Annotated in this window: 29 protein-coding genes; 22 read left to right on the top strand and 7 right to left on the bottom strand. The window is 58.7% G+C overall.

Annotation, left to right across the window (positions count from 1 at the left end; translation table 11 throughout):
• Nucleotides 1–75: 75 nt before the first annotated feature.
• Nucleotides 76–981 (top strand): Dyp-type peroxidase, encoded by a 906-nt coding sequence (locus tag AB5Y47_RS09940; RefSeq protein ID WP_049636465.1) that lies wholly within the window; start codon nt 76–78, stop codon nt 979–981.
• A gap of 79 nt (nt 982–1,060) precedes the next feature.
• On the opposite strand, the gene argR is transcribed toward AB5Y47_RS09940, so the two are convergent.
• Nucleotides 1,061–1,531, bottom strand: coding sequence for a transcriptional regulator ArgR (gene argR / locus AB5Y47_RS09935; RefSeq protein ID WP_005308670.1), 471 nt, complete (start codon nt 1,529–1,531; stop codon nt 1,061–1,063).
• 200 nt (nt 1,532–1,731) lie between these two features.
• Here argR and AB5Y47_RS09930 point away from each other — a divergent pair, with 200 nt between their 5' ends.
• The 6 genes from AB5Y47_RS09930 (at nt 1,732) to AB5Y47_RS09905 (ending at nt 6,787) form a co-directional block, all read left to right on the top strand.
• Nucleotides 1,732–2,472: an ATP-binding cassette domain-containing protein gene (locus AB5Y47_RS09930; RefSeq protein WP_041214472.1), complete on the top strand. Its 741-nt coding sequence runs from the start codon at nt 1,732–1,734 to the stop codon at nt 2,470–2,472.
• Nucleotides 2,473–2,496: 24 nt separating this feature from the next.
• Complete coding sequence (locus tag AB5Y47_RS09925) at nt 2,497–3,234, top strand: arginine ABC transporter substrate-binding protein (RefSeq protein ID WP_010673073.1); 738 nt, start codon at nt 2,497–2,499, stop codon at nt 3,232–3,234.
• A gap of 3 nt (nt 3,235–3,237) precedes the next feature.
• Complete coding sequence (gene artQ / locus AB5Y47_RS09920) at nt 3,238–3,888, top strand: arginine ABC transporter permease ArtQ (RefSeq protein WP_042014905.1); 651 nt, start codon at nt 3,238–3,240, stop codon at nt 3,886–3,888.
• A 2-nt stretch (nt 3,889–3,890) separates the two neighbouring features.
• Nucleotides 3,891–4,553 (top strand): arginine ABC transporter permease ArtM, encoded by a 663-nt coding sequence (gene artM / locus AB5Y47_RS09915; RefSeq protein WP_010673075.1) that lies wholly within the window; start codon nt 3,891–3,893, stop codon nt 4,551–4,553.
• A 242-nt stretch (nt 4,554–4,795) separates the two neighbouring features.
• Nucleotides 4,796–5,731 carry a malate dehydrogenase gene (mdh, locus tag AB5Y47_RS09910; protein WP_010673076.1) on the top strand — a complete coding sequence of 312 codons (936 nt, stop codon included), beginning with the start codon at nt 4,796–4,798 and terminating at the stop codon, nt 5,729–5,731.
• A gap of 402 nt (nt 5,732–6,133) precedes the next feature.
• A complete protein-coding gene (locus AB5Y47_RS09905) occupies nt 6,134–6,787 on the top strand; it encodes a tetratricopeptide repeat protein (protein WP_223931817.1) in 654 nt (217 codons plus the stop codon).
• Between the two features lie 82 nt (nt 6,788–6,869).
• On the opposite strand, the gene hmpA is transcribed toward AB5Y47_RS09905, so the two are convergent.
• Nucleotides 6,870–8,063, bottom strand: coding sequence for an NO-inducible flavohemoprotein (hmpA, locus tag AB5Y47_RS09900; RefSeq protein WP_049636463.1), 1,194 nt, complete (start codon nt 8,061–8,063; stop codon nt 6,870–6,872).
• A 111-nt stretch (nt 8,064–8,174) separates the two neighbouring features.
• On the opposite strand from hmpA, the gene AB5Y47_RS09895 reads away from it, so the two are divergent.
• On the top strand, nt 8,175–8,642 hold the full coding sequence (locus AB5Y47_RS09895) for an Rrf2 family transcriptional regulator (RefSeq protein WP_039039978.1): 468 nt from the start codon (nt 8,175–8,177) through the stop codon (nt 8,640–8,642).
• Nucleotides 8,643–8,672: 30 nt separating this feature from the next.
• Here AB5Y47_RS09895 and AB5Y47_RS09890 read toward each other — a convergent pair whose 3' ends face one another.
• Complete coding sequence (locus AB5Y47_RS09890; RefSeq protein ID WP_010673081.1) at nt 8,673–9,953, bottom strand: HlyC/CorC family transporter; 1,281 nt, start codon at nt 9,951–9,953, stop codon at nt 8,673–8,675.
• Nucleotides 9,954–9,992: 39 nt separating this feature from the next.
• Nucleotides 9,993–10,784 (bottom strand): inner membrane protein YpjD, encoded by a 792-nt coding sequence (gene ccsA, locus AB5Y47_RS09885; protein ID WP_039040017.1) that lies wholly within the window; start codon nt 10,782–10,784, stop codon nt 9,993–9,995.
• 285 nt (nt 10,785–11,069) lie between these two features.
• On the opposite strand from ccsA, the gene ffh reads away from it, so the two are divergent.
• The 5 genes from ffh to rplS all read left to right on the top strand — a co-directional run bounded on the left by ffh (nt 11,070) and on the right by rplS (nt 14,587).
• A complete protein-coding gene (gene ffh / locus AB5Y47_RS09880) occupies nt 11,070–12,449 on the top strand; it encodes a signal recognition particle protein (RefSeq protein WP_010673083.1) in 1,380 nt (459 codons plus the stop codon).
• Nucleotides 12,450–12,628: 179 nt separating this feature from the next.
• Entirely contained in the window at nt 12,629–12,877 is a 249-nt protein-coding gene (rpsP, locus tag AB5Y47_RS09875) for a 30S ribosomal protein S16 (RefSeq protein ID WP_010673084.1), read from the top strand.
• A 24-nt stretch (nt 12,878–12,901) separates the two neighbouring features.
• The gene (gene rimM, locus AB5Y47_RS09870; protein WP_039039979.1) at nt 12,902–13,423 is read left to right on the top strand and encodes a ribosome maturation factor RimM; all 522 of its coding nucleotides are present in this window, start codon (nt 12,902–12,904) and stop codon (nt 13,421–13,423) included.
• 34 nt (nt 13,424–13,457) lie between these two features.
• Complete coding sequence (trmD, locus tag AB5Y47_RS09865) at nt 13,458–14,207, top strand: tRNA (guanosine(37)-N1)-methyltransferase TrmD (protein WP_049636462.1); 750 nt, start codon at nt 13,458–13,460, stop codon at nt 14,205–14,207.
• Nucleotides 14,208–14,239: 32 nt separating this feature from the next.
• Entirely contained in the window at nt 14,240–14,587 is a 348-nt protein-coding gene (gene rplS, locus AB5Y47_RS09860) for a 50S ribosomal protein L19 (RefSeq protein WP_005313505.1), read from the top strand.
• 102 nt (nt 14,588–14,689) lie between these two features.
• Here rplS and AB5Y47_RS09855 read toward each other — a convergent pair whose 3' ends face one another.
• Nucleotides 14,690–15,019 carry an isoamylase early set domain-containing protein gene (locus AB5Y47_RS09855; protein WP_010673087.1) on the bottom strand — a complete coding sequence of 110 codons (330 nt, stop codon included), beginning with the start codon at nt 15,017–15,019 and terminating at the stop codon, nt 14,690–14,692.
• Nucleotides 15,020–15,102: 83 nt separating this feature from the next.
• Complete coding sequence (gene mutH / locus AB5Y47_RS09850) at nt 15,103–15,777, bottom strand: DNA mismatch repair endonuclease MutH (protein ID WP_042014896.1); 675 nt, start codon at nt 15,775–15,777, stop codon at nt 15,103–15,105.
• Between the two features lie 731 nt (nt 15,778–16,508).
• On the opposite strand from mutH, the gene rppH reads away from it, so the two are divergent.
• The 8 genes from rppH (at nt 16,509) to AB5Y47_RS09810 (ending at nt 24,154) form a co-directional block, all read left to right on the top strand.
• Nucleotides 16,509–17,036 carry an RNA pyrophosphohydrolase gene (rppH, locus tag AB5Y47_RS09845; protein ID WP_010673089.1) on the top strand — a complete coding sequence of 176 codons (528 nt, stop codon included), beginning with the start codon at nt 16,509–16,511 and terminating at the stop codon, nt 17,034–17,036.
• Nucleotides 17,037–17,049: 13 nt separating this feature from the next.
• Entirely contained in the window at nt 17,050–19,329 is a 2,280-nt protein-coding gene (gene ptsP / locus AB5Y47_RS09840; protein WP_041214477.1) for a phosphoenolpyruvate--protein phosphotransferase, read from the top strand.
• A gap of 66 nt (nt 19,330–19,395) precedes the next feature.
• The gene (gene lgt / locus AB5Y47_RS09835; RefSeq protein ID WP_043153049.1) at nt 19,396–20,220 is read left to right on the top strand and encodes a prolipoprotein diacylglyceryl transferase; all 825 of its coding nucleotides are present in this window, start codon (nt 19,396–19,398) and stop codon (nt 20,218–20,220) included.
• Nucleotides 20,220–21,014 carry a thymidylate synthase gene (thyA, locus tag AB5Y47_RS09830; RefSeq protein ID WP_039039983.1) on the top strand — a complete coding sequence of 265 codons (795 nt, stop codon included), beginning with the start codon at nt 20,220–20,222 and terminating at the stop codon, nt 21,012–21,014. The genes lgt and thyA overlap by 1 nt, the downstream gene beginning before the upstream one ends.
• Before the next feature lie 278 nt (nt 21,015–21,292).
• Nucleotides 21,293–22,483 carry a Na+/H+ antiporter NhaA gene (nhaA, locus tag AB5Y47_RS09825; RefSeq protein ID WP_049636461.1) on the top strand — a complete coding sequence of 397 codons (1,191 nt, stop codon included), beginning with the start codon at nt 21,293–21,295 and terminating at the stop codon, nt 22,481–22,483.
• Between the two features lie 20 nt (nt 22,484–22,503).
• Entirely contained in the window at nt 22,504–22,884 is a 381-nt protein-coding gene (locus AB5Y47_RS09820; protein ID WP_174219042.1) for a hypothetical protein, read from the top strand.
• Entirely contained in the window at nt 22,871–23,803 is a 933-nt protein-coding gene (gene nhaR, locus AB5Y47_RS09815) for a transcriptional activator NhaR (protein ID WP_010673095.1), read from the top strand. The genes AB5Y47_RS09820 and nhaR overlap by 14 nt, the downstream gene beginning before the upstream one ends.
• Nucleotides 23,804–23,851: 48 nt before the next feature.
• Nucleotides 23,852–24,154, top strand: coding sequence for a metalloregulator ArsR/SmtB family transcription factor (locus AB5Y47_RS09810; protein WP_042878863.1), 303 nt, complete (start codon nt 23,852–23,854; stop codon nt 24,152–24,154).
• Between the two features lie 48 nt (nt 24,155–24,202).
• Here AB5Y47_RS09810 and rpsT read toward each other — a convergent pair whose 3' ends face one another.
• Nucleotides 24,203–24,466, bottom strand: coding sequence for a 30S ribosomal protein S20 (gene rpsT, locus AB5Y47_RS09805; protein ID WP_005308808.1), 264 nt, complete (start codon nt 24,464–24,466; stop codon nt 24,203–24,205).
• 191 nt (nt 24,467–24,657) lie between these two features.
• Between rpsT and murJ the strand changes: the two genes are divergently transcribed.
• On the top strand, nt 24,658–26,220 hold the full coding sequence (gene murJ / locus AB5Y47_RS09800; protein ID WP_049636460.1) for a murein biosynthesis integral membrane protein MurJ: 1,563 nt from the start codon (nt 24,658–24,660) through the stop codon (nt 26,218–26,220).
• Nucleotides 26,221–26,388: the final 168 nt, after the last annotated feature.

Raw genomic sequence — 26,388 nt, 5'->3', positions numbered from 1 at the left:
CGTGAAATCAATGAACTGGAAGCGCGCTGGTTTATAATCGCGCCACGCCCATAGCCAACGCACTTGGAGAGAGACATGAAAGCCCAAGCCGGGATCTGCGCAGAGCCGAATCTGCACGCCCTCTATCTGATGTTCAATCGCACCGGTGACGCCGCTGCCCTGACCTCCCGCCTGGCCAGCCTGCCAGCACTCTGGGAGGCGGTGAGCGCCGACTTCCCCGATGCGGCCTTCAGCGGTCTGGTCGCCGTCGGGGCCGACGCCTGGGATGATCTCTATCCTGTCGCCCGGCCGCCCCAGTTCCGCGGTTTCATGGCGCAATCCGCCAACGGTCAGGAGGCCCCCAATACCCCGTTCGATCTCTTCGTACAATTGCGTGCTGATCGGGTGGACGTGCTGCATCATGCCGGTCATCGCGTCATGGCCCTGCTGGCCGGGCTTGTTGAATTGGCCGAGGAAGTCCGTGGTTTTCGCAACCAGGATTGCCGGGATCTGACCGGTTTCGTCGACGGCACCGAGAACCCGCAGGATGAGCACCGCGCCGAGGTGGCGTTGCTGGACGGCGGCGAGTTCGCCGGTGGCTCCTATATCCACGTGCAGCGCTGGGTCCACGCCATGAGCGACTGGGAGAAGCTGGCCCTGAAGGAGCAGGAAGACATCATAGGTCGCACCAAGGTCGACAACATCGAATACGAGTCCGCCGACAAGCCGCTCACTTCCCACATCAAGCGGGTCAACCTCAAGACCCCGAAGGGGGAGTCCATGGAGATCCTGCGCCAGAGCATGCCCTGGGGCACCATGAGCGAGCAGGGGCTCTACTTCATCTCCTGCTGCCGCACGCCGCTGCACTTCAACGCCATGCTGGCCAGTATGTACAAGGGGGAGGGGAGCCACTTCGATCACCTGCTGCGCTTCACCCGGGCGGTGACCGGCGCGGCCTTCTTCGCCCCTTCCGTCGATTTTCTGGTGGCCGAGGGCAAATAAGCCCGGCCTACCGACCGCTCAAAACAAAAAATCCCGGCCAAGGCCGGGATTTTTGTGCGGATCGCCCAAGGCGACCGGATCAGGGCGTCTGCTCGAACAGCTCGAGGGCGGAGAGGTAGAGCTCCTCGATGTCGGTATCGCTGGTCGGGGTGATGAAGATGGTGTCATCACCGGCGATGGTGCCGAGGATCCCTTCGGCCTTGCCGAGGGAGTCAAGCAGGCGGGCGATCAGCTGGGCTGCGCCGGGGCTGGTGTGGATCACCACCAGAGCGCCGTTGTGGTCGACATCCAGCACCAGGTTCTTGAGGGGGCTGGAGGTGGTGGGCACGCCCAGTTCCACCGGCAGACAGTAGACCATCTCCATCTTGGCATTGCGGGTGCGAACGGCGCCGAAGCGGCTCAGCATGCGCGAGACCTTGGACTGGTTGATGTTCTCGAAGCCCATCTCTTGCAGGGCAGTCACTATCTCTGCCTGGGAGCCGAAACGCTCCTCTTTCAGCAAGGCTTTAAAGGCCTTGGCCAGTTTTTCTTGCTTGTCGTTATGTTTCATCTTGGACTCACGAATGAGGGGAGTGACCGCCTGTCACGCTCAGGCGGCAGATACGAACAGCGCTGCTATTTTGCATTCATATGCCTGTTTTGGCAAGGAAGCGGCGCTTGTTCTGCATATTGATTCAAATATAGCTTGCATCAACTTATGCTGACGCTAGAATCAGGACGAAATTTTGAAAACTTATTCAATTGGGCTGTATGGGTATCGAATTAATCGGCATCGAAAAATCCTGGCACAAGGTGCCGGTACTGCAGCAGGTGAGCTTTCGGACTGCTCCCGGCGAGACCTTGGTATTGCTGGGCCCGAGCGGGGCAGGCAAGAGCTCTCTGCTGCGCATGATGAACTTGCTGGACACGCCGGATGCCGGTGTGTTGCGCATCGCAGACAGTGAATTTTCTTTCCCGTCCAGCCTCTCTACTGCCGAATTCAACCGTCAGGCACAGGCGCTGCGCCGCAAGGTGGGCATGGTGTTCCAGCAGTACAATCTGTGGCCGCACCTCACCGTGATGGAGAATCTGATTGAAGCGCCCGTCAAGGTGCTCGGCATGAGCCGCGAGGCGGCCATCGAGAAAGGGGCCTATCTGCTGGCCCAGCTGCAACTGGCCGACAAACGGGACGCCTGGCCCGCACGGCTTTCCGGTGGCCAGCAGCAGCGGGTCGCCATTGCCCGGACCCTGATGATGGATCCCCAGGTGCTGCTGTTTGACGAACCGACGGCTGCCCTGGATCCCGAAATTACCAAAGAGGTGGCGGAGATCATCCGCACCCTGAGCCAGACCGGCATCACCCAGGTAGTGGTGACCCACGAGGTGGAGTTCGCCCGCAAGGTGGCCAGTCAGGTGATCTATCTGGAGAAGGGGCGGATCATCGAATCTGGCACCGCCGCCATCTTCCAGTCCCCGCAAACCAGCCGGTTTGCCGAATTCTTGATGCATTGATATTGAGTCGATAAGGAAGCTGTCATGAAAAAGAGTCTGTTGCTGATCGCCGCCATGGGTCTGCTGAGCACTTCTGTGCTGGCCAAAGAGATCAAGTTCGCCACCGAGGCAACCTATGCGCCGTTCGAATACCTGGATGACAAGAACGAGTTCCAGGGGTTTGACATCGATCTGGCCCGCGCTGTCTGCGAGCAGGCCAAGCTGGAGTGCAGCTTCCACAACCAGGCCTTCGACAGCCTGATCCCCAGCCTCAAGTTCCGTCGCTATGATGCCGTCATCGCCGCCATGGACGTGACCCCGGAGCGGGCTGCCCAGGTCGACTTCTCCGATATCTATTACGAGAACTCCGCGGTGTTCGTCGCCAAGAAAGAGACCTTCAAGGGGCCGGACGATCTGGTGGACAAGACAGTCGGCGTGCAGAACGGCACCTCTCACCAGTCCTATCTGGTGGACAACTGGGTGAGCAAGGGTCTGCTGACCGTGCCCTACGCCAGCTACCAGAGCGCCTTCCTCGACATGATGAATGGCCGCACTGACGGCGTGTTTGCCGATACGGCGGTGGCCGCGGACTGGCTCAAGCAGCACAAGGAATACGCCGTGGTCGGTACCCCGGTGACCGACGCCAAGTACTTCGGTACCGGTTTTGGCATCGCGGTGGCCAAGGGCAACCAGGAGCTGCTGACCCAGCTGAACAAGGGGCTGGCCGAGATCAAGGCCAACGGCACCTATCAGAAGATCTATGACAAGTACTTCGCGCAGTAAGCCATGTTGAGCCTGTTGTTGGATGCAGCCTGGATGACCCTCGGGCTGGCCCTGGCATCCCTGGTCGGTGGCATGGTGCTGGCACTGGCATTCAGTGCGGCTGAGTTGAGCAAGCAGCGTGCGTTGGTGTGGCCCGTGGCCACCCTGACCACCTTGATCCGTGGTCTGCCCGAGTTGCTGGTGGTGCTCTTCATCTACTTCGGCTCGACCCAGGTGCTGTTCCTCATCACCGGGGAGTATGTGGAGTTCAGCCCGTTCGCCTGCGGTGTGCTGGCGCTCTCCCTGCTGTTTGCGAGCTACGCCACCCAGACCCTGCGTGCCGCCCTCAATGCGGTGCCCCCTGGGCAGCGGCTGGCGGCGCAGGCGCTCGGCCTAGGCAAGGGGCACACCTTCTTTCGCATCGTGCTGCCCCAGGCCTGGCGTCACGCCCTGCCCGGGCTCGGCAACCAGTGGCTGGTGCTGTTGAAAGACACCGCCCTGGTCTCTCTCATCGGGGTGAACGAGATGATGCGTCAGGCACAGATGGCTTCGGCCAGCACCTATCAACCCTTCACCTGGTACGCCGCTGCCGCCCTCATCTATCTGGCCATCAGTCTGGTGAGTGAATTCGGCTTGAAGCAGGCGTCCCGCTATACCCGCCGTTACGGAGGCTGACCATGCAGGATTACCTGATGACCCTGCTGGGAGGGCTGGCGATCACCCTGCAGCTCACCGCGTTCAGCTTGTTGCTGGGCGTGCTGATGGCGGCCGGCATGACCTGGGTGCTGGAGCGTCGCATTCCGGTGGCGACCCAGCTGGTGCAGCTCTGGGTACTGGTCTTTACCGGTACGCCGCTGCTCATCCAGATCTTTCTCATTTACTACGGGCCTGGCCAGTTTGAATGGCTCAAGGCGGGGCCGCTCTGGCCGCTGCTCAAGCAACCCTGGTTCTGCGCCGTGCTGGCGCTCGGTTTCAATACCGCAGCCTACTCCACCCGGTTGTTCAAGGGGGCGCTCGACGCCATCCCCGCCGGTGAGGTGGAGGCCTGCCGTGCGCTCGGCTTCTCGGCCGGACAGACCCTGTGGATGAAGACCCGCCATGCCGCCCGTCGGCTGGTCCCCGCCTATTCCAACGAGGTGATCCTGGTGCTCAAGGGGAGTTCGCTCGCCAGTACCATCACCATCATGGACATCATGGGGCTGGCCCAGCGTCTCAATGCCCAGACCTATGACACTCTGGCGGTGTTCACTGTGGCCGGAGCGCTCTATCTGACCATGAATGGATTGTTAACAATTGGTTTCCGCTGGTGTGAGCGTCGAGCACTGGCTTTCCAGTCCTGAAGCAGTCACATTTACCTCTTAATGGTGAGGGGAGCACAGGAAATCTGTGTCTTTCCTCCCATTTATCGCATATTCCTCTCCGCTTTCATCGCCGCTTGTTCCCTGGCTCACAGAACCCGTGATTACAACTGTTATCAGATTGTTTTTTAGGAGGGGATCCTTTAAGGTGAGGCGCACAATAAGAATCAGCGTTAACCCAACTAGAAACAACCTTAAACCTACGCTTAGACATGGAGTTGATCATGAAAGTTGCCGTTCTGGGTGCCGCCGGTGGCATCGGCCAAGCCCTCGCTCTGCTGTTGAAAAACCGCCTGCCTGCCGGTTCCGAACTGAGCCTGTATGACATTGCCCCGGTCACTCCGGGCGTGGCGGCGGACCTGAGCCACATCCCGACTGACGTGAAAGTAAAAGGTTTCTGCGGTGAAGATCCGAGCCCGGCTCTGGTCGGCGCCGATGTCGTGCTGATCTCTGCCGGCGTGGCGCGCAAGCCCGGCATGGACCGTTCCGACCTGTTCAACATCAACGCCGGTATCGTCAAGAACCTGGTGGAAAAGTGTGCCGCTTCCTGCCCGAAAGCACTGATCGGCATCATCACCAACCCGGTCAACACCACGGTCGCCATCGCCGCCGAAGTGCTGAAGAAAGCCGGTGTCTATGACAAGCGTCGCCTGTTCGGCGTGACCACCCTGGATGTGATCCGTGGCGAGACCTTCGTGGCCGAAGCCAAGGGCCTGAACGTTGACAAGGTCCGCGTCAACGTCATCGGCGGTCACAGTGGCGTGACCATTCTGCCGCTGCTCTCCCAGGTTGAAGGCGCCAGCTTCACCGCTGAGGAAGTGGCTGCCATGACCAAGCGCATCCAGAATGCCGGTACCGAAGTGGTGGAAGCCAAGGCCGGTGGCGGTTCCGCCACTCTCTCCATGGGTCAGGCAGCCTGCCGTTTCGGTCTGTCGCTCATCAAGGGTCTGCAAGGGGAAGCCAACGTCATCGAGTGTGCCTATGTGGAAGGCAACGGAGAGCACGCCACCTTCTTCGCGCAGCCGGTGCTGCTCGGCAAGAACGGTGTCGAAACCGTGCTGGACTACGGCAAGCTGAGCGCCTTCGAGCAGGAAGCGATGGACAGCATGCTGGCCACCCTGAAGGCCGACATCCAGCTGGGCGTCGACTTCGTCAAGTAAGTTGCTACGTCGACCGCAAGGGGAGCCCAGGCTCCCCTTTGTCATTTTCGGGGTTGGGTGTAGCGGGCTAAGGAGATGGCTCTGGCTGCCGATAACAGAAGGCAGCAGGAGATCCCTATGATAAAACCAAGAACCCTCATCGCCATTATCGGTGTGTGCAGCTTCCCTTTGCAGGGTGCGGAGCCCACCTCGGCCGCTGCGCAACCCCAGTCGACGGCGGTCACGGCCGCTCCCGTCCCGACGCCCTCGGCGGCCTTGCCATCGACCGCCCCGGTCCCAACACCGGTTGCGGAGCCCTCGGCCAGTCCGGCCACAGCACCGACGCCCTCGGCGGCCTTGCCATCGACCGCCCCGGTCCCAGCACCGGTTGCGGAGTCCTCGGCCAGTGTGGCCACAGCTCCCATGCCGTCAACCGCGGTGCCGGCCGCTGCCGCCCCCGTGGCATCTGCCCCGGCCCCGGCGCCGCTGCCCAGGGCGACGACGCAGGCATCCGCTGCTGCGGGAGAGTTGCAGGCCGTGCCGCTCTATCGCCAGGACGAACTGCTCAACTGGATAGAGCAGGGGCGCCATCTGGCCCGGGTGAAACAGGACAGGTGCCAGCTCACCCAGGATATCGAGGCGCGGGCCTCGGTGATGAAGATCCCTGCCTATCAGTTCCTCTGGGGGGACATGCTGGCCTGGGGAGTTTGCACCAAGCCGGACGCCCAGATCGGGGTGCAGTACATGTGGGAGGCCGCCAACCAGGGGCTGGCACCGGCGCTGGAACAGCTTGGCCGCTATTACTGGAAGGGGATCCTGGTCCAGAAAGATCTGGTGCGGGCCGAGACCCTGATGCGGGAAGCCGCGAGCCTCGGCTTCTTGCGGGCACAGATGGAGTGGGTGGAGATGTTGCTGCAGGGCATGGGGAGTCCCCTGGATTACGAGGAGGCGTATCACTGGCTGCACGGCGCCGTCATCGGCGACAAGGCCATGCACCAGAAGGCGGCGAGCCTGCTCAGCCGGCTCGGCAACCGGATGCCCGCCAATGCCATCGCCCGTGCCAAGGCGATGCACTGAGTGCTGGTAGCCCGCTTTGATATTACAAGGCCCACGAAGCTGTGCTTGTGGGCCTTGTGCATTTTCCCGGTCAGGGGAGGGATCAGAGGCCCTGATGGGGGCCGAAGACCTCGTAGTGCATCCGCTCGGCAGGCACGCCCACATTCTCCAGCTGAGCTTTGACTGCCTTCATGAACGGGACAGGGCCGCAGAAATAGTAGTGGGCGTCGGCCGGAATGAGGTCGGTGACCTGCTCCAGTGCCAGAGTGCCACTGAAGTCGTAATCCTCTCCTTTGACATCCTGCTCCCCCGGCTCCCGATACCAGATCCGGCTCTCCAGTTTCCCGTGTTGCCTGCTCTTTGCCCGGATCTCGTCCCTGAACGCGTGGTGGGCGCCATGTTCGCAGGCGTGAAGCCAGCGAATATCCATATCCGGGCCATCGGCCAGCAAGTGGTTGAGCATGCTCAGCATGGGGGTGAGGCCGACCCCGGCGGAGATCAGCACCACAGGCGTGTCTGTCTCCTCTTGCAGGAAAAAGTCGCCGGCCGGCGGCATGATGTCGAGCGTGTCACCGATGTGAAGATGATCATGCAACAGGTTGGAGGCCTGACCCCTGGGTTCTCGCTTGACGCTGATGCGGTAGTCGCGGCCATTGGGGGCGTCCGAGAGGGAATACTGGCGGATCTCCTGATGCTCGAGGGCGGGATGAACCAGCTTGATACTGAGATATTGCCCCGGTTTGAAACGCAACACGGGGTTGCCATCGAGGGGGGCCAGGACGAAAGAGGTGATGAGTTCACTCTCCTGACGCTTCTCCTTGATGATGAAAGAGCGGGTTCCCTGCCAACCACCGTCCTGGCTTGCCTTCTCCCGATAGAGCTCGCTCTCCCGGCCGATAAAGATGTCGGCCAGCACACCGTACGCCTTGCCCCAGGCGGTAAGGACCTCCTCCGTGACAGCGTTGCCACCCATTTCTTTGAGCGTGGCCAAGAGATGACTACCCACAATGTGATATTGTTCCGGCTGGATCAGGAAACCCGTGTGTTTGTGGGCGATGCGTTCAACGGCTCCGGCCAGGGCCCCCAGATTGTCGATGTTCCTGGCATAGGCCGCCACCGCACTGAACAGTGCCAAGGGTTGCCCCCCGCTACGCTGGTGAGCCAGGTTGAAGACATCCTTCAACTCGGGATTGTGGCTGAACATGCGCTGATAAAAGTGCCGTGTGAGGTCAGGGCCCGCCGATTCGAGCAAAGGAATGGTGCTCTTGATGACGGCGATGGTGGCTTGGTCTAACATAGGAGGTCCTTTCTAATTGAACATCTGGAATGTCATTTATTAAGTTGCATCCTAAATGTTTAATTGATCTGGATCAATCATCAATTCTTCGCGCTAGGCGCTACAGGCACTATGAGACTAACGAGCTATACCGATTTTGGATTGAGAGCCCTGCTCTATCTGGCCACCCTGCCGGAGGGGGAACTGTCGAGCGTGGCCAAGGTATCCGCCTTGTACGACGTATCCCGCAACCACATGGTGAAGGTGGTGAACCAGTTGGTAAAACTGGGCTATCTGCAGTCACAACGCGGCAAGAATGGTGGCATCCGCATGGCGCGCTCCCCCGACGAGATCAATATCGGGCAAGTGATCCGGGCGTTGGAAGGCAATCTGGACGGGATCGACTGCAGCTCCCCGGTCTGCCATATCGTCTCCGTCTGTCTGCTCAAGAGTGCCTTGAAGGAGGCGATGAACGCCTTCCTCGCGGTGATGGATGGTTATACGCTGCAGGATTTGCTGGCAAACCGTGACGAGTTGCAGCAGGTGTTCGGTGAGCTCATCCCCACTCTGGTGCTGGAGCCGGATGACGAGAGCGAGTGAAACAAAAAGGCTGCCATTGGCAGCCTTTTTTCAATCCTCGTACCCTGAATCGTCCCGGTACAGGTGCGGCATGATCCTCGCCATCTTCACCATGTTGTTCTCCACTTCGAGAATCTCGATAGGGTAGCCCGCCAGCCTGACACTGATGTTGGGTTGGGGGATCTCCTCAAGGTACTCCAGGATTGCGCCATTGAGGGTCCGTGGGCCGTCCATGGGCAGGTGCCAGTCCATCTCCTTGTTCAGCTCGCGGATGCTGGCGGAGCCTTCGACCAGGAAGGAGCCGTCCGGCTGGGGATGGATCTCGTCACTCGGGGTCGGTGTCATGGAGGTGGTGAAGTCACCGACAATCTCTTCCAGGATGTCGTCCAGGGTGATCAGCCCCTGAATATCGCCATATTCGTCGACGATAAGGCCAATTCGCTCCTTGTTGCGCTGGAACTTGGCCAACTGCACGTTGAGGGGGGTCCCCTGGGGGATGAAATAGATGGGGTCGACTTCCCGCAGCAGGCTGGACTTGCTGAACTGATCCCGGGCGACCAGTCTCAGGGCATCCCGTGAGTGCAGGAAGCCGACGACGTCATCGATGTTGTCGCGATAGAGCAGGATCTTGGTGTGGGCGCAGTGGGCCAGCTGGCGCAGTATGATCTTCCAGTCGTCATTGATGTCGATGGCGGAGATCTCGCTGCGCGGGACCATGATGTTCTCCACCGTCATCTTGTCGAGATCCAGGATGCTTATCAGCATCTCCTGGTGGTGCTTGGGAATGAGATTGCCCGCCTCGTTGACGATGGTGCGCAGCTCTTCGGAATTGAGGGAATCATCCTTGTTGTGCTCGAGACGCAAGAGTTTCAGCAGCAGGTTCGTGATGCTGTTGATGAGCCAGACAAGGGGGGCGAACGGCACCATCAGCCCCTTGAGGATCCAAGAGGCAGGGTAGGCTATCCGCTCGGGGAACATGGCCGCCAGTGTCTTGGGGGTGACTTCCCCGAATACCAGCACCACCAGGGTCAGCCCGAAGGTGGCAATGGCGACGCCGAGATCCCCGAACAGCCGGATGCAGACGATGGTCGCGATGGCGGAGGCCAGGATGTTGACCAGATTGTTGCCGATGAGAATGAGGCCAAGCAGGCGGTCCGGCCTGGCCAGCAGCTTCTCGACCCGGCGGGCAGCCTTGTGCTTGGTCTGGGCCAGATGCCGCAGCTTGTAGCGGTTGAGCGACATCAGACCTGTTTCGGAACTGGAGAAGAAGGCTGACAAAAGGATCAAGATAACGAGAACAATCAGCAATGTACTCGTTGAGATACTGTCCAAGAAGGGCTCCTGTAAGGATGGTTGGGGAATGTTCGTGTGTCAGCTAAGCAGCACTTCCTTGACGAAACGGCTGCCAAAATAGGCCAGTGTCAGGATGAAGCTGCCGATGAGGCTCAGCATGATGACCTTGCGGCCGCGCCAGCCACGGGTATGGTGACCCCAGAGCAGCAGAGCGTAGACGCACCAGGCCAGGATAGAGAGGATGGCCTTGTGGGACTTGCCCTGGGCAAACATGTCTTCCAGGAAGAACAGGCCGGATGCGATGGAGAGAGTCAGCAGCAGCAGACCTGCGGAAATGAGCTGAAACAGACGCTTCTCCACCGTCATCAGGGGTGGCATGGCTGGCAGGTGGCTGATCTTTCTGGATTTCAGTTGCCTGTCCAGGCAGGCAAGCTGGAGGGCAAACAAGCAGGCGATCATCAGTACCGAATAGGCCATCAGCGCGAGGCCTATGTGCAGCAGTAACTGGGGGTGCGCTTCCAGATGGGTGATGTAGCGCCCGGGAATGAGCGCGCTGGCTGCCAGCAGCAGGGCTGAAAAACTGTAGACGACGGGCAGCAGGATCCAGCCGTTGAAGCGTCGGGTGACGCAGGTCATGAAGCAACTGATGATAAGGCTGACCAGGGACGCCACGTTCAACATGCTGAGATTCTGGCCGGAATGGGTGGCCAGCACTTCGCTGCCCACCGCCATGCCATGGGCGGTCAGGGCCAGGCCGACACAGGCGAACAGCGATACTTGCCCGACGGGCTTGGCGCTGAGCAGCAGGTGCAGTGAGGCGATGATGGCCAGCAGGTAAAACGCCAGGGCCAGAACAGAGATCACGATCATAACCAGGTCGTTGTCAAACAAGCTTTATGGATAAGAGGGGCAGTATACCTTGCACAAGATATGCTCGCCAGTTGTGCCAGAGGCTAACTGCCCACATATAAGTAGGCGTTGATGGTCACCGTGCGGCGAATAATCGTCCTCCGGCGTTGACTGGGGTATACTGCCCTCCATTTGTTGACCTGCCCGTTCGATGGCAGGCCGCCGCGGCAAGCGGCGAGTAATCGTCCCTAGAGTGCTGACCGGGGTATAATGCCCCCAGTGTCACGCCAAGAACCGGAAAGCGTCATGTTTGAGAATTTGACTGAACGACTCTCGCGCACCCTGCGCAACGTCAGCGGCCGCGGCCGTCTGACCGAAGAGAATATCAAGGATACCCTGCGCGAAGTCCGCATGGCGTTGCTCGAGGCGGACGTCGCCTTGCCGGTGGTGCGCGATTTTGTGGCGCGCGTCAAGGAACGAGCCGTGGGCCAGGAAGTGGCCAAATCCCTGAGCCCGGGCCAGGCCTTCATCAAGATAGTCCATGGCGAACTGGTCACCGTGATGGGGGAGGCCAACGAACAGCTCAACCTGGCTGCCCAGCCGCCGGCCATCATCCTGATGGCAGGTCTTCAGGGGGCCGGTAAGACCACTACGGTCGGCAAACTGGCCAAACTGCTCAAGGAGCGCAGCAAGAAGAAGGTGCTGGTGGTCAGTGCGGACGTCTACCGTCCGGCGGCGATCAAGCAGCTTGAGACCCTTGCGGGCGACATCGGTGTCGACTTCTTCCCGAGTGATGCCAGCCAGAAACCGATCGCCATTGCCACTGCCGCCATCGATCAGGCGCGCAAGAAGTTCTATGACGTGGTGATCGTCGATACAGCCGGTCGTCTGCACGTCGATGGCGAAATGATGGCGGAGATCCAGGATCTGCACGCCACCATCAAGCCGGTCGAAACCCTGTTCGTGGTGGATGCCATGACAGGCCAGGATGCTGCCAATACCGCCAAGGCCTTCAACGAGGCGCTGCCGCTCACCGGTGTGATCCTTACCAAGGCAGACGGTGATGCCCGCGGTGGTGCCGCACTGTCGGTGCGCCACATCACCGGCAAACCGGTCAAGTTCATCGGTATGGGCGAGAAGACCGACGCGCTGGAGCCGTTCCATCCGGATCGTCTCGCCTCCCGCATCCTCGGTATGGGGGATGTGCTCTCTCTCATCGAAGAGGTGGAGCGCAACGTCGATAAAGAGAAGGCGGCCAAGCTGGCCAGCAAGGTCAAGAGTGGCAAGGGCTTCGATCTGGAAGACTTCCGTGAGCAGCTGGCCCAGATGCGCAACATGGGTGGCATGATGGGGATGCTCGACAAGCTGCCTGGCATGTCCGGCCTGCCGGACAACATCAAGGATCAGATGGATGACAAGCTCACCGTGCGGATGGAGGCCATCATCAGCTCCATGACGCCGAAAGAGCGTGCCCATCCCGATCTCATCAAGGGCTCCCGCAAGCGCCGCATCGCTGCGGGCTCCGGCATGCAGGTCCAGGATGTGAACAAGCTGCTCAAGCAGTTCACCGAGATGCAGCGCATGATGAAGAAAATGTCCGGCAAGGGCGGCATGCGCAAGATGATGGGCCAGATGAAGAACATGCTGCCCCCCGGATTCGGTGGTGGCGGTCGCGGTCCGTTCTGATTTTCCTGCTGGTCAGGTAGAAAGGCTCACCCTGGTGAGCCTTTTTCATGCCAATTCCTGCGCAAAAAATAGCTGGCTTGGTTGCAATTATTACGAATCCAAGTAGAATTACGCGGCTTATTTTAAGCTAGGGTCTGCGTATTTGCAGGCCTTGTTCATTAGATGTTTATGAGGACGATATGGTAACCATTCGTTTACAACGTGGTGGCGCGAAAAAGCGTCCGTTCTACCAGGTAGTAGTTGCTGACAGCCGTAACGCCCGTGACGGTCGTTTCATCGAGCGCGTCGGTTTCTTCAACCCGGTTGCTGCTGGTAACGCTGAAAAGCTGAACCTGGACCTGGCTCGTATCGAGCATTGGGTTGCTACTGGTGCCGCTGTTTCTGACCGCGTTGCCAAGCTGATCAAAGACGCTGCCAAAGCTGCTTAATCAGCCAAACGGTAGGGAGTTAAGGTGGAAAAACCTGTAGTTCTGGGCACCCTGGGAACCGTTTACGGGATCAAGGGCTGGCTTAAAGTGAACTCCTTCACCGATGTTGCCGAAGCGATTTTCGATTACAACCCCTGGCTGATCAATCAGAACGGGGCGTGGCGTGAAATCCGGGTGTCATCCTGGAAGCGTCACAACAAGGGTCTGATCTGCAAACTCGATGGTATCGATGTGCGTGAGGATGCCCTGGCATTGACCAACGTCGAGATTGGCGTCCCCGCCGATCTGTTGCCTGCGTTGCCCGAAGGGGAGTTCTACTGGCGTGACCTCATTGGTTGCACCGTGGTAACCACCAAGGGATACGACCTGGGCAAGGTGACCGAATTGATGGAAACCGGCTCCAACGATGTGTTGGTGGTTGAAGCCAATGTAAAAGATGCCTTTGGTGCAAAGGAGCGGTTGATACCGTTCCTGGAAGAGCAGGTGATCAAGAATATTGATCTGACTGCTCGAACAATCGAAGTTGATTGGGATCCTGGTTTCTAGTTTCCCGCGCTAACACGGGTGCCGGAGGTTTCTTATGTGGATTGGGGTCATTAGCCTCTTCCCGGAAATGTTCCGAGCCATTACCGAGCACGGGGTAACGGGTCGGGCCGTCAAGAGTGGCCTGCTGCAGATTGAGTGCTGGAACCCTCGGGACTTCACCCACGACAAACACCGTACGGTCGATGATCGTCCTTATGGTGGTGGGCCCGGCATGTTGATGATGGTTCAGCCGCTGCGTGATGCCATTCATGCAGCCAAGCAAGCGGCGGGAGACGGGGCGAAAGTCATCTATCTCTCTCCTCAGGGACGCAAGCTGACTCAAGCGGGCGTGACCGAGTTGGCGATGAATCAGAAACTGATTCTGGTCGCCGGTCGATACGAAGGTATCGATGAGCGCGTGATACAAACCGAAGTCGACGAAGAGTGGTCTATCGGGGATTACGTGTTAAGTGGTGGCGAGTTGCCTGCCATGACCCTGATCGATGCGGTTTCGCGTCTGGTCCCGGGGGTCTTGGGTGATCAGGCCAGTGCCGAGCAGGACTCCTTCACGGATGGGCTGCTGGATCATCCCCACTATACTCGGCCGGAGGTGTTGGATGGGCTGACGGTGCCCGAGGCGCTGACAAGCGGCAATCACGAAGTGATTCGGCGCTGGCGACTCAAGCAATCGCTCGGACGAACCTGGCAGAGAAGGCCGGAACTTATTAACAACCTAGCTCTGACTGACGAGCAAGAATCACTTCTTGCCGAGTATGTCCGCGAAGTGCGTGACAGCGTTAAGTAGAGTTTTCAGTTTATCCTAGGTAAGGAAAGACAATGAGCAAGATTATTCAGCAGCTTGAACAAGAGCAACTGCGTACCGACATCCCGGCTTTTGCCCAGGGCGACACCGTACGTGTTCAAGTTCGTGTTAAAGAAGGTGGTAAAGAGCGTCTGCAGGCTTTCGAAGGCATCGTGATTGCCAAGCGTAACCGCGGTCTGCACTCTGCTTTCACCGTTCGCAAGATCTCCAACGGCGAAGGTGTTGAGCGTGTATTCCAGACTCACTCTCCGCTGATCCACAGTGTAGAACTGAAGCGTCGTGGTGATGTTCGCCGCGCCAAACTGTACTACCTGCGCAACCTGTCCGGCAAAGCTGCTCGTATCAAAGAGAAGCTCAACTAATTCGATTCGAATTGGTGTCGGTATGTCGGCGAAAAGCTCGACAGGTAGTGAAAAGGCTCGCCAATGGCGAGCCTTTTTTGTATCCGTGTGCGGGGTATTGGCTCAACCGGGCTGGCTGACCCGCACCACCGAGTTGTCACGCCCGAAGGGGCCAGGCACATAGTCGTCCGCCTCCCAGTCGTTGTCATAAAGGGTTTCACCATCGGGTTGCACTAGCTGATAGCAATACTCGAAATGGCTGGGGCCATCGGTCGGCAGGTTGAGTGTCGCCTTGAACTCCCCGTTTTTCATCCTCTTCAGTTCAATGGGCTGCCACTGGCTGAATTCACCCAGCAGCAAGACCTGCTCGGCATCACCGGCGGCCTCCTTTTCGACGGCAAAGGTCACCTTGACCTCGGGACGGGATTTGAGGAATTGCTTGTTGATCGGCATATGGACTCCTTGTCACTGGCTGCGAAGAAAGTAGCGCTGGTTATTTTTATATCACTTTATGACAAGGATGTTGATAAGCAGGATCAAAGGGGGAGGGCAAAATGGCGCTGCAGGAGTTGATGGGTGAACTCGATCTTGAGGTAGAAGCCCCGTGGTAGCGTCATGATGGGTTGGCCATTGCGGCCGATGGCGCGGGTCAGCGCCTTGCTGTTGGCCGCCTTGGGGCGCAGCTGCAATACTTGGCCGTGGCGGGCGCTGATCTGCTCCACTTCCCCCAGCACTATCATGTCCATCAGCTCTTCCCAGTCCTGGCGCAGCAGTCCTTCTTCCTCTTCATTCGGGCTCCATAGCAGCGGCATGCCGACGCGACGGTCGCCGACAGGGATGTCGCGGCTGCCTTCCACCGGGATCCAGAGCACCCGCGACAGCTTGTTGCGCACGTTCGACTCCTCCCAGCGCTGGCCGCTGACCCCGATGAGGGGGGCCACGCAGACAAAGGTGGTTTCCAGCGGGCGCCCTTGAGGATCGACGGGGATCGTCTTGAGCTCGATACCGAGATCCGGAAAATCCTGCTCGGGACGGCTACCTGCACTGGCCCCCAGCTGCCACTCGATCAACTGCCCTGTCCAGCCCTTGTCACGTCTGAGATCCCGCGGTACGGGGATGCCCGCCGTTGCGGCAAGCTGGGCCAGAGTGAAGCCAGCCATGGCGTAGGCTCGACTGAGCAGCTCTTGTTCTGACTGGGGATTGGCAGGCATGAGGGCTCCTCTGGAGATAATAGACATCGCAATACGGATCCTTGCATGGTATCGCTGATTTTATAACCGATCCTCGCCCGACTATACACAGGGAGACATGGATGGCCAAATTCAACATATCCAAATGATTTTAAAGGGATTTACTTTCTTTATCCAGTATATCGACACGCCGGATCCCCGCATTAACGAGTTGTCCAAGGGTTTGTGCGAGCTGTTGCACACAGTTATCCACAGAAATCTTGGATAACTGGCGTAAAGTGGTGAAAGGAAGCGTGGCACCAGAAATAAATGTGAGAGTACGCCGATTTTCAGCGCCATTTCGGTGCAGATAATGCGCCATATCTGTGGATAAATCCGTCTTGGTGGATCTTTGAGCAGTCGAACTTGTTCACAATTGACAGGCTGGATCCTCTTAGGCAAAAGACATGGATCTTGATCCAGCAATCAAACTATAACCTTATGTATTTAAATGTATATTTTGTTTTTAAGTGAATCGGGTATGATATGCTTCCGTGCAATGCCACAGTATAAAACTACTGTATATACCTGCTTGATCACAGGTTTATGCACAGTCTGGGTGGGCAACTTGCCTAGCATGAACCTTCAATTTGTTTATAACTTTGCTTGAAATGCCAAGTTATTCATGAATGGAAGATGACAGTCCCTGTTTGCCGCCACGGGGTGAATGTGGAACAATCTCGTTATAGATTCAGCCTTTATAAGGTGATCACGTGATAGATGGTGACGGATTTCGTCCCAATGTCGGCATCGTGATCTGTAACCGTGACGGACAAGTATTGTGGGCTAAGCGCTATGGGCAGCACTCCTGGCAGTTTCCGCAGGGGGGGGTTGATGATGGTGAATCGCCGGAACAGGCCATGTATCGTGAGCTGTATGAGGAGATAGGCCTCAAGCAGGACGATGTGACCATACTGGCGACCAGTCGCAACTGGCTGAAGTATCGCTTACCCAAACGACTCGTCCGCTGGGACAGTTCACCGGTCTGTATTGGCCAGAAGCAGAAATGGTTTTTGTTGCAGCTCGATCCTGGCAAAGAGTCCAGGATCCAGTTTGGCTGTCATGGTCACCCGGAATTTGATGATTGGCGTTGGGTCAGCTTCTGGTACCCGGTTCGTCAGGTCGTCTCCTTCAAGCGGGAGGTTTACCGCCGGGTGATGAAAGAGTTTGCCCCGCTGGCCATGCCAGTCCCCGTGGTGCAGGCTAACCGAAAAGATGGGCGGCGCAACCGCTCGCGTTAAGGAGCATAACTAGTTGCTGACGGAACTCAGACGCATCGTGGAAAGCATGGCCGAGGCCAACACCCTCGAACAGGCCTTGCAAGCATTGGTGAGCCAGACCCGGCTCGCCATGACGGTGGACTGCTGCTCCGTCTATGTGGCCGAGCCGGACATGCGCCGCTATCGACTGGCTGCGACCGATGGTCTGGCCGAATCGGCCGTGGGCAAGGCCACCCTGCCGTTCGAGCAGGGTATCGTCGGCCTGGTGGGTCAGCGTGAAGAGCTGATCAACCTGGCCGATGCCCCCTCTCACCCCAGTTTTAAGTTCCTGCCCGATGTGGCGGAAGAGGCGTTTCGCTCCTTCCTCGGCGCTCCCATCATGCATCAGCGTCAGGTGGTGGGGATTCTGGTCGTGCAGCAGAAGGAGAGCCGCCTCTTCGATGAGGGGGAGGAGTCCTTCATGGTCACCCTGGCGGCTCAGCTGGCTGCCCGCATCGCCCAGGCCCAGGCCAAGGGGTGGCTGCAGAAGACCGACTGGAGCAAGCCGCTGCGCGGTATTGCCGGGGCGAGTGGCATCGCCATCGCCAAGGCCTGGGTGTGGCGTCCGCGCAAGGCGCTCAATACCATCACGCCGCGCAAGGACGAGGATCATGCCAAGCAGCTTGCCCGTCTCGAGCTGGCGGTGGAGGAAGTGCGCCACGATCTGGAGAGCTTGGCACTGCGCTTTCGCGAGAGCTACAGCCAGGACTCGGTCGCCATCTTCGACATCTATCTGCACCTGTTGAACGATCCCGGCTACATCAAGCCCATCCGCAACAAGGTCAGCAAGGAACACTGGACCGCCATCTCCGCGGTCAAACTCATCAGCGATCGGCTGATAGAGCAGTTCAAGGGGATGAAGGATCCCTATCTGCGGGAGCGTTCCACCGATGTGAAAGACATCGCCCAGCGGCTCATCAGCCGGCTGGTGCAGGACGAACCCGAGCAGCTCACCATCGGCGAACCCGTGGTGCTGGTCGCCGATGAAGTGACGGCCACCATCCTTGCGGAGATCCCGAGGGAATTTCTGAGCGGTGTGGTGTCGCTCAAGGGCGGGACCAACTCCCATGCCGCCATCCTGGCCCGTGCCATGGGGGTGGCGGCCATCATGGGGGTGGATCTGCCTCTCGGTGACATCGGCGGTCGCACTCTGGTCATCGATGGCTACAGCGGCGATCTCTTCATCGAACCCAACCAAGTGATCCTGACCGAGTACCGGCAACTGCTGAGTGAGGAGCGGGCACTCGACACCCTGGTGCGCAGCGTCGACAACCAGCCCTCCGAGACTGCCGACGGCACCAAGGTCTCTCTGCTGCTCAACGCAGGGCTGAGTGCGGATACCGAGATCTCCCTCAATCATCTGGCGGACGGGGTCGGGCTCTATCGCACCGAGATCCCCTTCATGCTGCAGGACAGCTTCCCTTCGGAGTGGGAGCAGACTGCCCGCTATCGCGGGATCCTGGAAACCTATCGGGATCGCCCGGTTTGCATGCGGACTCTGGACGTGGGGGGGGACAAGCAACTGCCCTATTTCCCCATCGTGGAGGAAAATCCCTTCCTTGGTTGGCGGGGGATCCGGCTCACCCTGGATCACCCCGAGCTCTTCCTGGTTCAGCTCAAGGCCATGTTGCGGGCCAGCGAAGGGCTGGACAATCTGGCCATCATGCTGCCGATGATCAGCAGCGTCAGTGAAATCAAGGCCTCCCGTCGTCTGCTGGATCAGGCGTGGCGCGAGGTGTCGGAAGAAGCGGCCAGCCGCGATGCGGTGATCCGCTACCCCAGTCTCGGGGTGATGATCGAAGTCCCCTCCGCGCTGTACATCCTGCCGGAGATGGCGCCGCTCATCGACTTCTGGTCGGTGGGCAGCAACGACCTGACCCAGTACCTGCTGGCGGTGGATCGCAACAATGCCCGTGTCGCCAGCATCTACGATGCCTTCCATCCCGCTGTGATCCGCGCTTTGCAACTGCTGGTCGATGCCTCCCGGCGCTATCACAAGCCGGTCTCTGTTTGTGGCGAGCTGGCTGGCGATCCGGTCGGTGTGCTACTGCTGCTGGCCATGGGCTATCGCCGTTTCAGCATGAATACCCACAACATCTCCCGTATCAAATACGTGCTGCGGCAATCCGACCTTGGTGAGTTGAAGGCGCTGATGGCGGATGGTCTCAAGCATGACAATCCTCACGTGCTGCGCGGCCTGTTTGCCCGCTATCTGGAAGAACACGGTCTGGGCGGATTGCTGCGGGCTGGGCACAAGGTCAGGCTGCCCGATTGATATTCCACCTTGTTACTGCGTAAGAATGATCGGAGAATGCGGCTTTTCTTATGATTGGGGCCGCCTATGCAGCACGACGGATATTGGGTTTTCTCGCAGATTGATCCCGTAGCATTCAGTTTGGGACCATTATCGGTACGCTGGTATGGTCTCATGTACCTGTTCGGTTTTGCCTTCGCCATGTGGCTGGCTGGTCGCCGTGCCGATGCACCCAATAGCGGCTGGACCCGCAACGAGGTATCCGACCTGCTGTTTTATGGCTTCCTCGGGGTGATCCTGGGCGGGCGCATCGGTTACGTGCTGTTCTACAACTTCGATCTCTTCCTCGCCGACCCGACCTATCTGTTCAAGATATGGACCGGTGGCATGTCGTTCCACGGTGGCCTCATCGGGGTGATCACCGCCATGATCTGGTTTGCCCACAAAACCCAGCGCCACTTCTTCACCGTGGCGGATTTCGTGGCGCCGCTGATTCCGTTTGGCCTCGGTGTTGGCCGCATCGGCAACTTCATGAACGGCGAGCTGTGGGGTCGGGTGACCGATGTCCCCTGGGCAATCATCTTCCCCGAGGCGGGCCCCGAGCCGCGTCACCCGTCCCAGCTTTACCAGTTCGCGCTGGAAGGTGTGGTGCTCTTCATCATCCTGAACCTGTTCTGGCGCAAGCACCCACCCCGTGGCGCCATTTCCGGGATGTTCCTGCTCTTCTACGGTCTGTTCCGCTTCCTGGTGGAGTTTGTTCGTCAACCAGACAGCCAGCTGGGTCTCTACTTCAACGAGATCAGCATGGGTCAGATCCTCTCTACCCCGATGATAGTGGCGGGGGGCCTCATGGTCTGGGCCGCCTACAAGCAGCCCCGTCTGTTCGGCAATGCACCGAAGGAGGCGAAGTAATGCGTGCCTATCTCGACCTGATGCAGAAAATTCTGGATGAAGGGACCGTCAAATCCGATCGCACCGGCACCGGGACAGTCTCCTTGTTCGGTCATCAGATGCGCTTCAATCTGGCGGAAGGATTCCCGCTGGTGACCACCAAGAAGTGCCACCTGCGCTCCATCATTCATGAGCTGCTCTGGTTCCTCAATGGCGATACCAACACCGCCTATCTGAAAGAGCACGGTGTCAGCATCTGGGATGAGTGGGCCGACGAGCACGGTGATCTGGGGCCTGTCTATGGTGCCCAGTGGCGCTCCTGGCCAGCGGCCGATGGATCTGTCATCGACCAGATCCAGAAAGCGGTGGATGACATCAAGCACAACCCGGATTCCCGCCGCATCATCGTCTCCGCCTGGAACGTGGGCGAGCTGGACAAGATGGCGTTGGCACCCTGTCACGCCTTCTTCCAGTTCTATGTGGCGGATGGCAAGCTCTCCTGCCAGCTCTACCAGCGCAGTTGTGATGTCTTCCTTGGCCTGCCGTTCAACATTGCCAGCTATGCGCTGCTGACCCACATGATGGCGCAGCAGTGCGATCTGGAAGTGGGGGACTTTGTCTGGACCGGTGGTGATGTGCACCTCTATTCCAACCACATGGAGCAGACCGCACTGCAACTCACCCGTGAACCGCGCCCTTTGCCGCAACTGGTGATCAAGCGCAAACCTGACTCCATCTTCGATTACAGATTCGAGGATTTCGAGATCCAGGGCTATGATCCCCATCCTGGGATCAAGGCGCCTGTCGCTATTTGAGTAAGTAATGAGCCTGGGGCGAGTCCCGCCTCTCAGGTGACGATGAATTGACACTCAGCTGTTAGAGGCGCCTGCGGGCGCCTTTTGCATTTTATGTGAATTTATATGCGATGTTCCGGGTGGAGAGAAGGCTCTTGAAAGAGGGTAGTAACCGGCTTATAGCAGGCATTATATGTTTTGCTTTCGGTTTTTCCGTTGTTATCGGCCGTTAGAAACGATTTTTCATTGAGCTACTCGGGCCCTAGACTGAAAAAATGGAATCTTATGGGTAGTTAGATATGAGCGATGTATTCAAGCGTTTTCTCAAACTGGAGTCTGCTTCCGGGATCATTCTGATCCTGGCCGCCCTGCTTGCCATCGGCCTGGCCAATTCGGCACTGGCGCAACACTATCAGAGCTTCCTCAATACCGAGGTGCAGGTTCGCATCGCGGCGCTCGACATCAACAAGCCGCTGCTGCTCTGGATCAACGATGGCTTCATGGCGATCTTCTTCCTTCTGGTGGGTCTCGAGGTGAAGCGAGAGATGCTGGAGGGGGCGCTTTCCTCCCGGGTGCAGGCAACCTTCCCGGCCATTGCCGCCGTGGGTGGGATGTTGGCACCGGCCCTCATCTATAGCTTCTTCAACTACGGAGACGAGGCTACCCGTGCTGGCTGGGCGATTCCGGCCGCAACCGACATCGCCTTCGCTCTCGGGGTCATGGCGCTGCTGGGCAAGCGGGTACCGACCAGCCTCAAGGTCTTCTTGCTGGCGCTGGCCATCATGGACGATCTGGGGGTCATCATCATCATTGCCCTCTTCTACACCCAGCAACTGTCGCTGACTGCGCTGGCGATAGGTGTGGTGGCCACCCTGACCTTGCTCTGGATGAATCGCCGTGGTGAGGACAGGATTGGACTCTATATGCTAGTCGGCCTGGTGCTCTGGGTTGCCGTGCTCAAGTCCGGTGTCCATGCGACCCTGGCGGGGGTCATCGTGGGCTTCATGATCCCCCTCAACGGCAAGCGTTACGCATCGCCACTCAAGCATCTGGAGCATGTGCTGCACCCCTGGAGCGCCTTCCTGATCCTGCCGCTGTTCGCTTTCGCCAACGCCGGGGTATCGCTGGAGGGGGTCTACTTCTCGGCTCTGCTCAATCCGCTCCCCATGGGGATCATCCTGGGGCTCTTCGTCGGCAAGCCGCTCGGGATTTTCACCATCAGCTGGCTGGCAGTGAAATCAGGCATTGCCCAATTGCCGCAAGGAGTGAACTTCAGACAGATCTTTGCCGTCAGCATCCTGTGTGGCATCGGCTTCACCATGTCGATGTTTATCGCATCGCTGGCATTCGAGCATGGCGGACTGGACTACGGCAGCTACTCGCGCCTCGGGATCCTGGCAGGTTCCACACTCGCGGCCGTGATCGGTTACATCGCTCTGCGGATATCGCTGCCCAATCGGGAGGCGAATCAAAGTACGGAGGGGTTATGAGAAAACTAGGATGGTTAGTCATGCTGGCAAGCCCTGCACTCTGGGCAGATAGTCTGGCCGATTGTCAGCAGGATGCCACCTCGGCAAGTTGTTCTGCCTATCTCAACGGGGTGGTCGACAGCGCACTCATGCTGGGGGACTCACAGGTAAAAGCCCGGTTCGGAGAGACCTTCGCCGAACGGGCACTGAGCAGTCGTGCCGGCGAGCGAGTCAAGCTGTCCAACAAGCGCTACTGCACCGAGCGAATGCCGGATGCCGGTCGTCTCAAGGCCCATCTGCAGGCACAGTTCGACGCGAACAAGGTTGACTCGATCAGCGACATGTATGACATTCTGGCGGTTGAACTCAGCTGCTACCGGAGCCCGCCTGGCGCGGGAACCCCATCGGATGTCACACCTTAACTACAACCATCTCTACTATTTTTGGATGACTCAGAAGAAGGGCTCCGTCACGCAGGCGGCGGAAGCCCTCTTTTTGACCCCACAGACCGTGACCGGTCAGATCAAGCTGCTTGAGCAGCGTCTTGGCGGCAAGTTGCTGATCAGAAAGGGGCGCTCCCTTGAGGCCACCGAGCTTGGCCAACTGGTATTTCGCTATGCAGACAAGATGTTCAGCCTCTCCTACGAGATGCTGGATATCGTCAACTACCGCAAGGAGAGCCAGATCCTGTTCGACGTCGGCATCGCCGATGCACTCTCCAAGCGTCTTGCCAGCCGGGTGCTGCTCTCCGTGATCCCCAATGATGGTTCCATTCACCTGCGCTGCTTCGAGTCGACCCATGAACTGCTCCTGGAGCAGTTGAGCGAGCACAAGCTCGACATGATCCTCTCTGATTGCCCGGTGGACTCCAGCCAGCATGCCGGGTTGCTGTCCAAGCGTCTGGGGGGATGCGGCGTCAGTTTCTTCTGCAAGGCGCCTCTGCCCTCCCAGCCTTTCCCTGCCTGCCTGGAAGAGCGCAAGCTGCTCATCCCGGGCCGTCGCACCGCCATGGGTCGTCAACTGACCCAGTGGTTCGAGCAGCAGGGAATTTCCCCCAGCATTCTGGGAGAATTCGACGATGCGGCGCTGATGAAGGCGTTCGGCTTCTTTAACCAGGGCATCTTCATGGCACCGACCATTTATCGGGAGGAGATCCTGGAGGGGGAGGAGGTGATGCTGCTGGGTGAAACCCAGGATCTGATGGAGGAGTATTACGTCATCTTTGCCGAGCGGATGATCCAGCATCCTGCGGTCAAGCGGGTATGCGAGAGTGATTTCTCCTTCCTTTTTGCGGGGCAGGAGGATTTCACGGCCATTCAGCCGGCAAGCCTCTCGTTTTAAATCGAGGGTGACGGCGCTATGATGCCAGTCTTGGAAGAGGAGGGTGAGATGCGATTGGAAGAGATGGAAGCGAATGCCGGGCGTGCCGTCACCCTGCTCAAGGCATTGGCCAATGAGCGACGGCTGTTTATCTTGTGCCAGTTACTGGATAGGGAGCTGTCGGTCGGCGAGCTGAACGAGGTCTTGGGATTGAGCCAGTCAGCCATGTCGCAGCATCTGGCGGTGTTGCGCCGGGATGAGCTGGTGGCGACGAGGAAGGAAGCCCAGACGGTCTATTACTCCCTGCGCAGCCATGAGGTGCGCGAGATGATCGGATTGTTGCACAGACTGTACTGTAGCGACCCCAAATAAAAAACCGGCACTAGGCCGGTTTTTTCAGCTTTCATCAGCGGATGCTGATTAAGCCATGGCTTTGATCTGGGCAGACAGGCGGCTCTTGTGACGAGCAGCTTTGTTCTTGTGGATCAGGCCTTTGGTCGCCATACGATCCATGATCGGCTGAGCAACAGCGAAAGCGGCAGTGGCAGCAGCCTTGTCACCAGAGGCGATGGCAGCGATCACTTTCTTCAGGTAGGTACGGGTCATGGAACGACGGCTGGCGTTGTGCTGACGACGTTTCTCTGACTGAAGAGCACGCTTCTTAGCAGATTTGATGTTAGCCAAGGTAAAACTCCTAAAACTGTCTTAGCGAGTGTATTGAAAAGGCCCGGAAATATGCCTTCCCAACCACATATTGTCAAATGATTTGTGCAAATAAACACCGCCCCCCGGTGGTGTGTCAGATGGGAGACGGTTAAACTGTCGGCCGATTCTAACAGCATTCTTTTCTTTCCGACAGTTCCAGAGGCCTCGTCTTGAGTAAGAAATTGATCAAATCCGGCATGATAGTGTCCGGAATGACGCTGGCATCCCGTGTGATGGGCTTGGTGCGCGATGTGGTCATCGCCAATTTGCTCGGTGCCGGGGTGGCCGCAGACGTCTTCTTCTTCGCCAATCGCATTCCCAACTTCTTGCGCCGGCTCTTTGCCGAAGGGGCATTCAACCAGGCCTTCGTGCCCGTGATGACGGAGTACAAGAAAAACGGTGACGAGCAGGCGGTTCGCGAGTTGCTGGCGGCGGTGGCGGGCACCCTGGGTGGTATCGTCACCGTGGTCACCTTGCTCGGGGTGCTGGGTTCCGGTGTCCTGACGGCCCTCTTTGGCTGGGGCTGGTTCTGGGACTGGCTGCACGGCGGACCGGCGGCGGAGAAGTTCGAGCTGGCCAGTCTGATGCTCAAGATCACCTTCCCCTATCTCTGGTTCATTACCTTTACCGCCATGGCGGGGGCCATTCTCAATACCTTTGGCCGTTTTGCCGTGTCCTCCTTCACGCCGGTGTTCCTCAACATCACCATGATTGCAGCGGCCTGGTGGATCGCGCCCTTGATGGAGCGCCCCGAGATCTCCCTGGCGATCGGTGTCTTCCTCGGCGGTCTGGTCCAGTTTTTGTTCCAGTATCCTTTTCTGCGCCAGCTCAACATGCTGGTCTGGCCCAAGTGGGGTTGGCACCATCCCGGGGTGGTGAAGATCCGTACCCTGATGATCCCGGCCCTGTTCGGTGTGTCGGTCAGCCAGATCAACCTGCTGATCAACACCATGCTGGCCTCGTTTCTGGCCACCGGTGCCATCAGCTATCTCTATTACTCGGACAGGTTGCTGGAGTTTCCCCTCGGTCTCTTTGCGGTGGCCATCAGCACGGTGATACTGCCTGCCTTGGCCAGGAAACACGTGGATGCGGATCCGGCGGATTTCTCTCGCACCATGGATTGGGGAGTACGCATGGTGATGCTGCTCGGCTTGCCAGCCATGGTCGGTATCGCCGTGCTGCGCGAGCCCATACTGCGGGTGCTTTTCATGCGCGGTGAGTTTGGTCTGCACGAGGTGAGCATGTCGAGTGCCAGCCTGCTGGCCTCCACCACGGGGCTGCTCTCCTTGATGCTCATCAAGGTGCTGGCCCCCGGTTATTACGCCCGCCAGGACACCAGGACGCCGGTGCGTATCGGCATCATGGCCATGGTAGCCAACATGGTGTGCAACCTTATTTTCATCTATCCGCTCGGCTACGTCGGGCTGGCGCTGGCGACCGCCTGCTCCGGCACGCTGAACGCCGTACTGCTGTTCAAGGGGCTCTATCAGCAGGATGTCTATCGCCCTTCCCGCAACACCGGGCTGTTCTGCCTCAAGCTCTTGGCGGCAACGGTCTTGATGGGGGGGCTTCTGGCCTATCTGTCACCGGAGCTCGCCCAATGGGGTGCCTGGAGCATGGGCAAGGCCAGCCTGGAGTTGACCCTGCTGCTCTGCCTGGGCGGAGCGTTGTATGGCATTGTCCTCTTGGCATTGGGGATCCGGCCACGGCACCTGAGAGCCGGTCAGCAATAAGGAGCCAGCTGCAAGGGAGGGGGACAGTACAGGGGAGATGGGGGAGCGGTCTCAGGGGCTGTCGAGTTGGCCCGCCAACGAGGTGCGATGCTCCTGGCCGAGTCCGAGAAGCGAGCGGGATGGCTAAATCGGGTCAACGGCAGGGCTGACCCTGCCTGCTGCCTGATA

Source organism: Aeromonas sp. R7-2, from assembly GCF_040908105.1.
Taxonomy (GTDB): Bacteria; Pseudomonadota; Gammaproteobacteria; order Enterobacterales; family Aeromonadaceae; genus Aeromonas; species Aeromonas caviae.
Note: the sequence above shows the minus strand (reverse complement) of the source record. Positions and strands in the feature narration are given on the sequence as shown.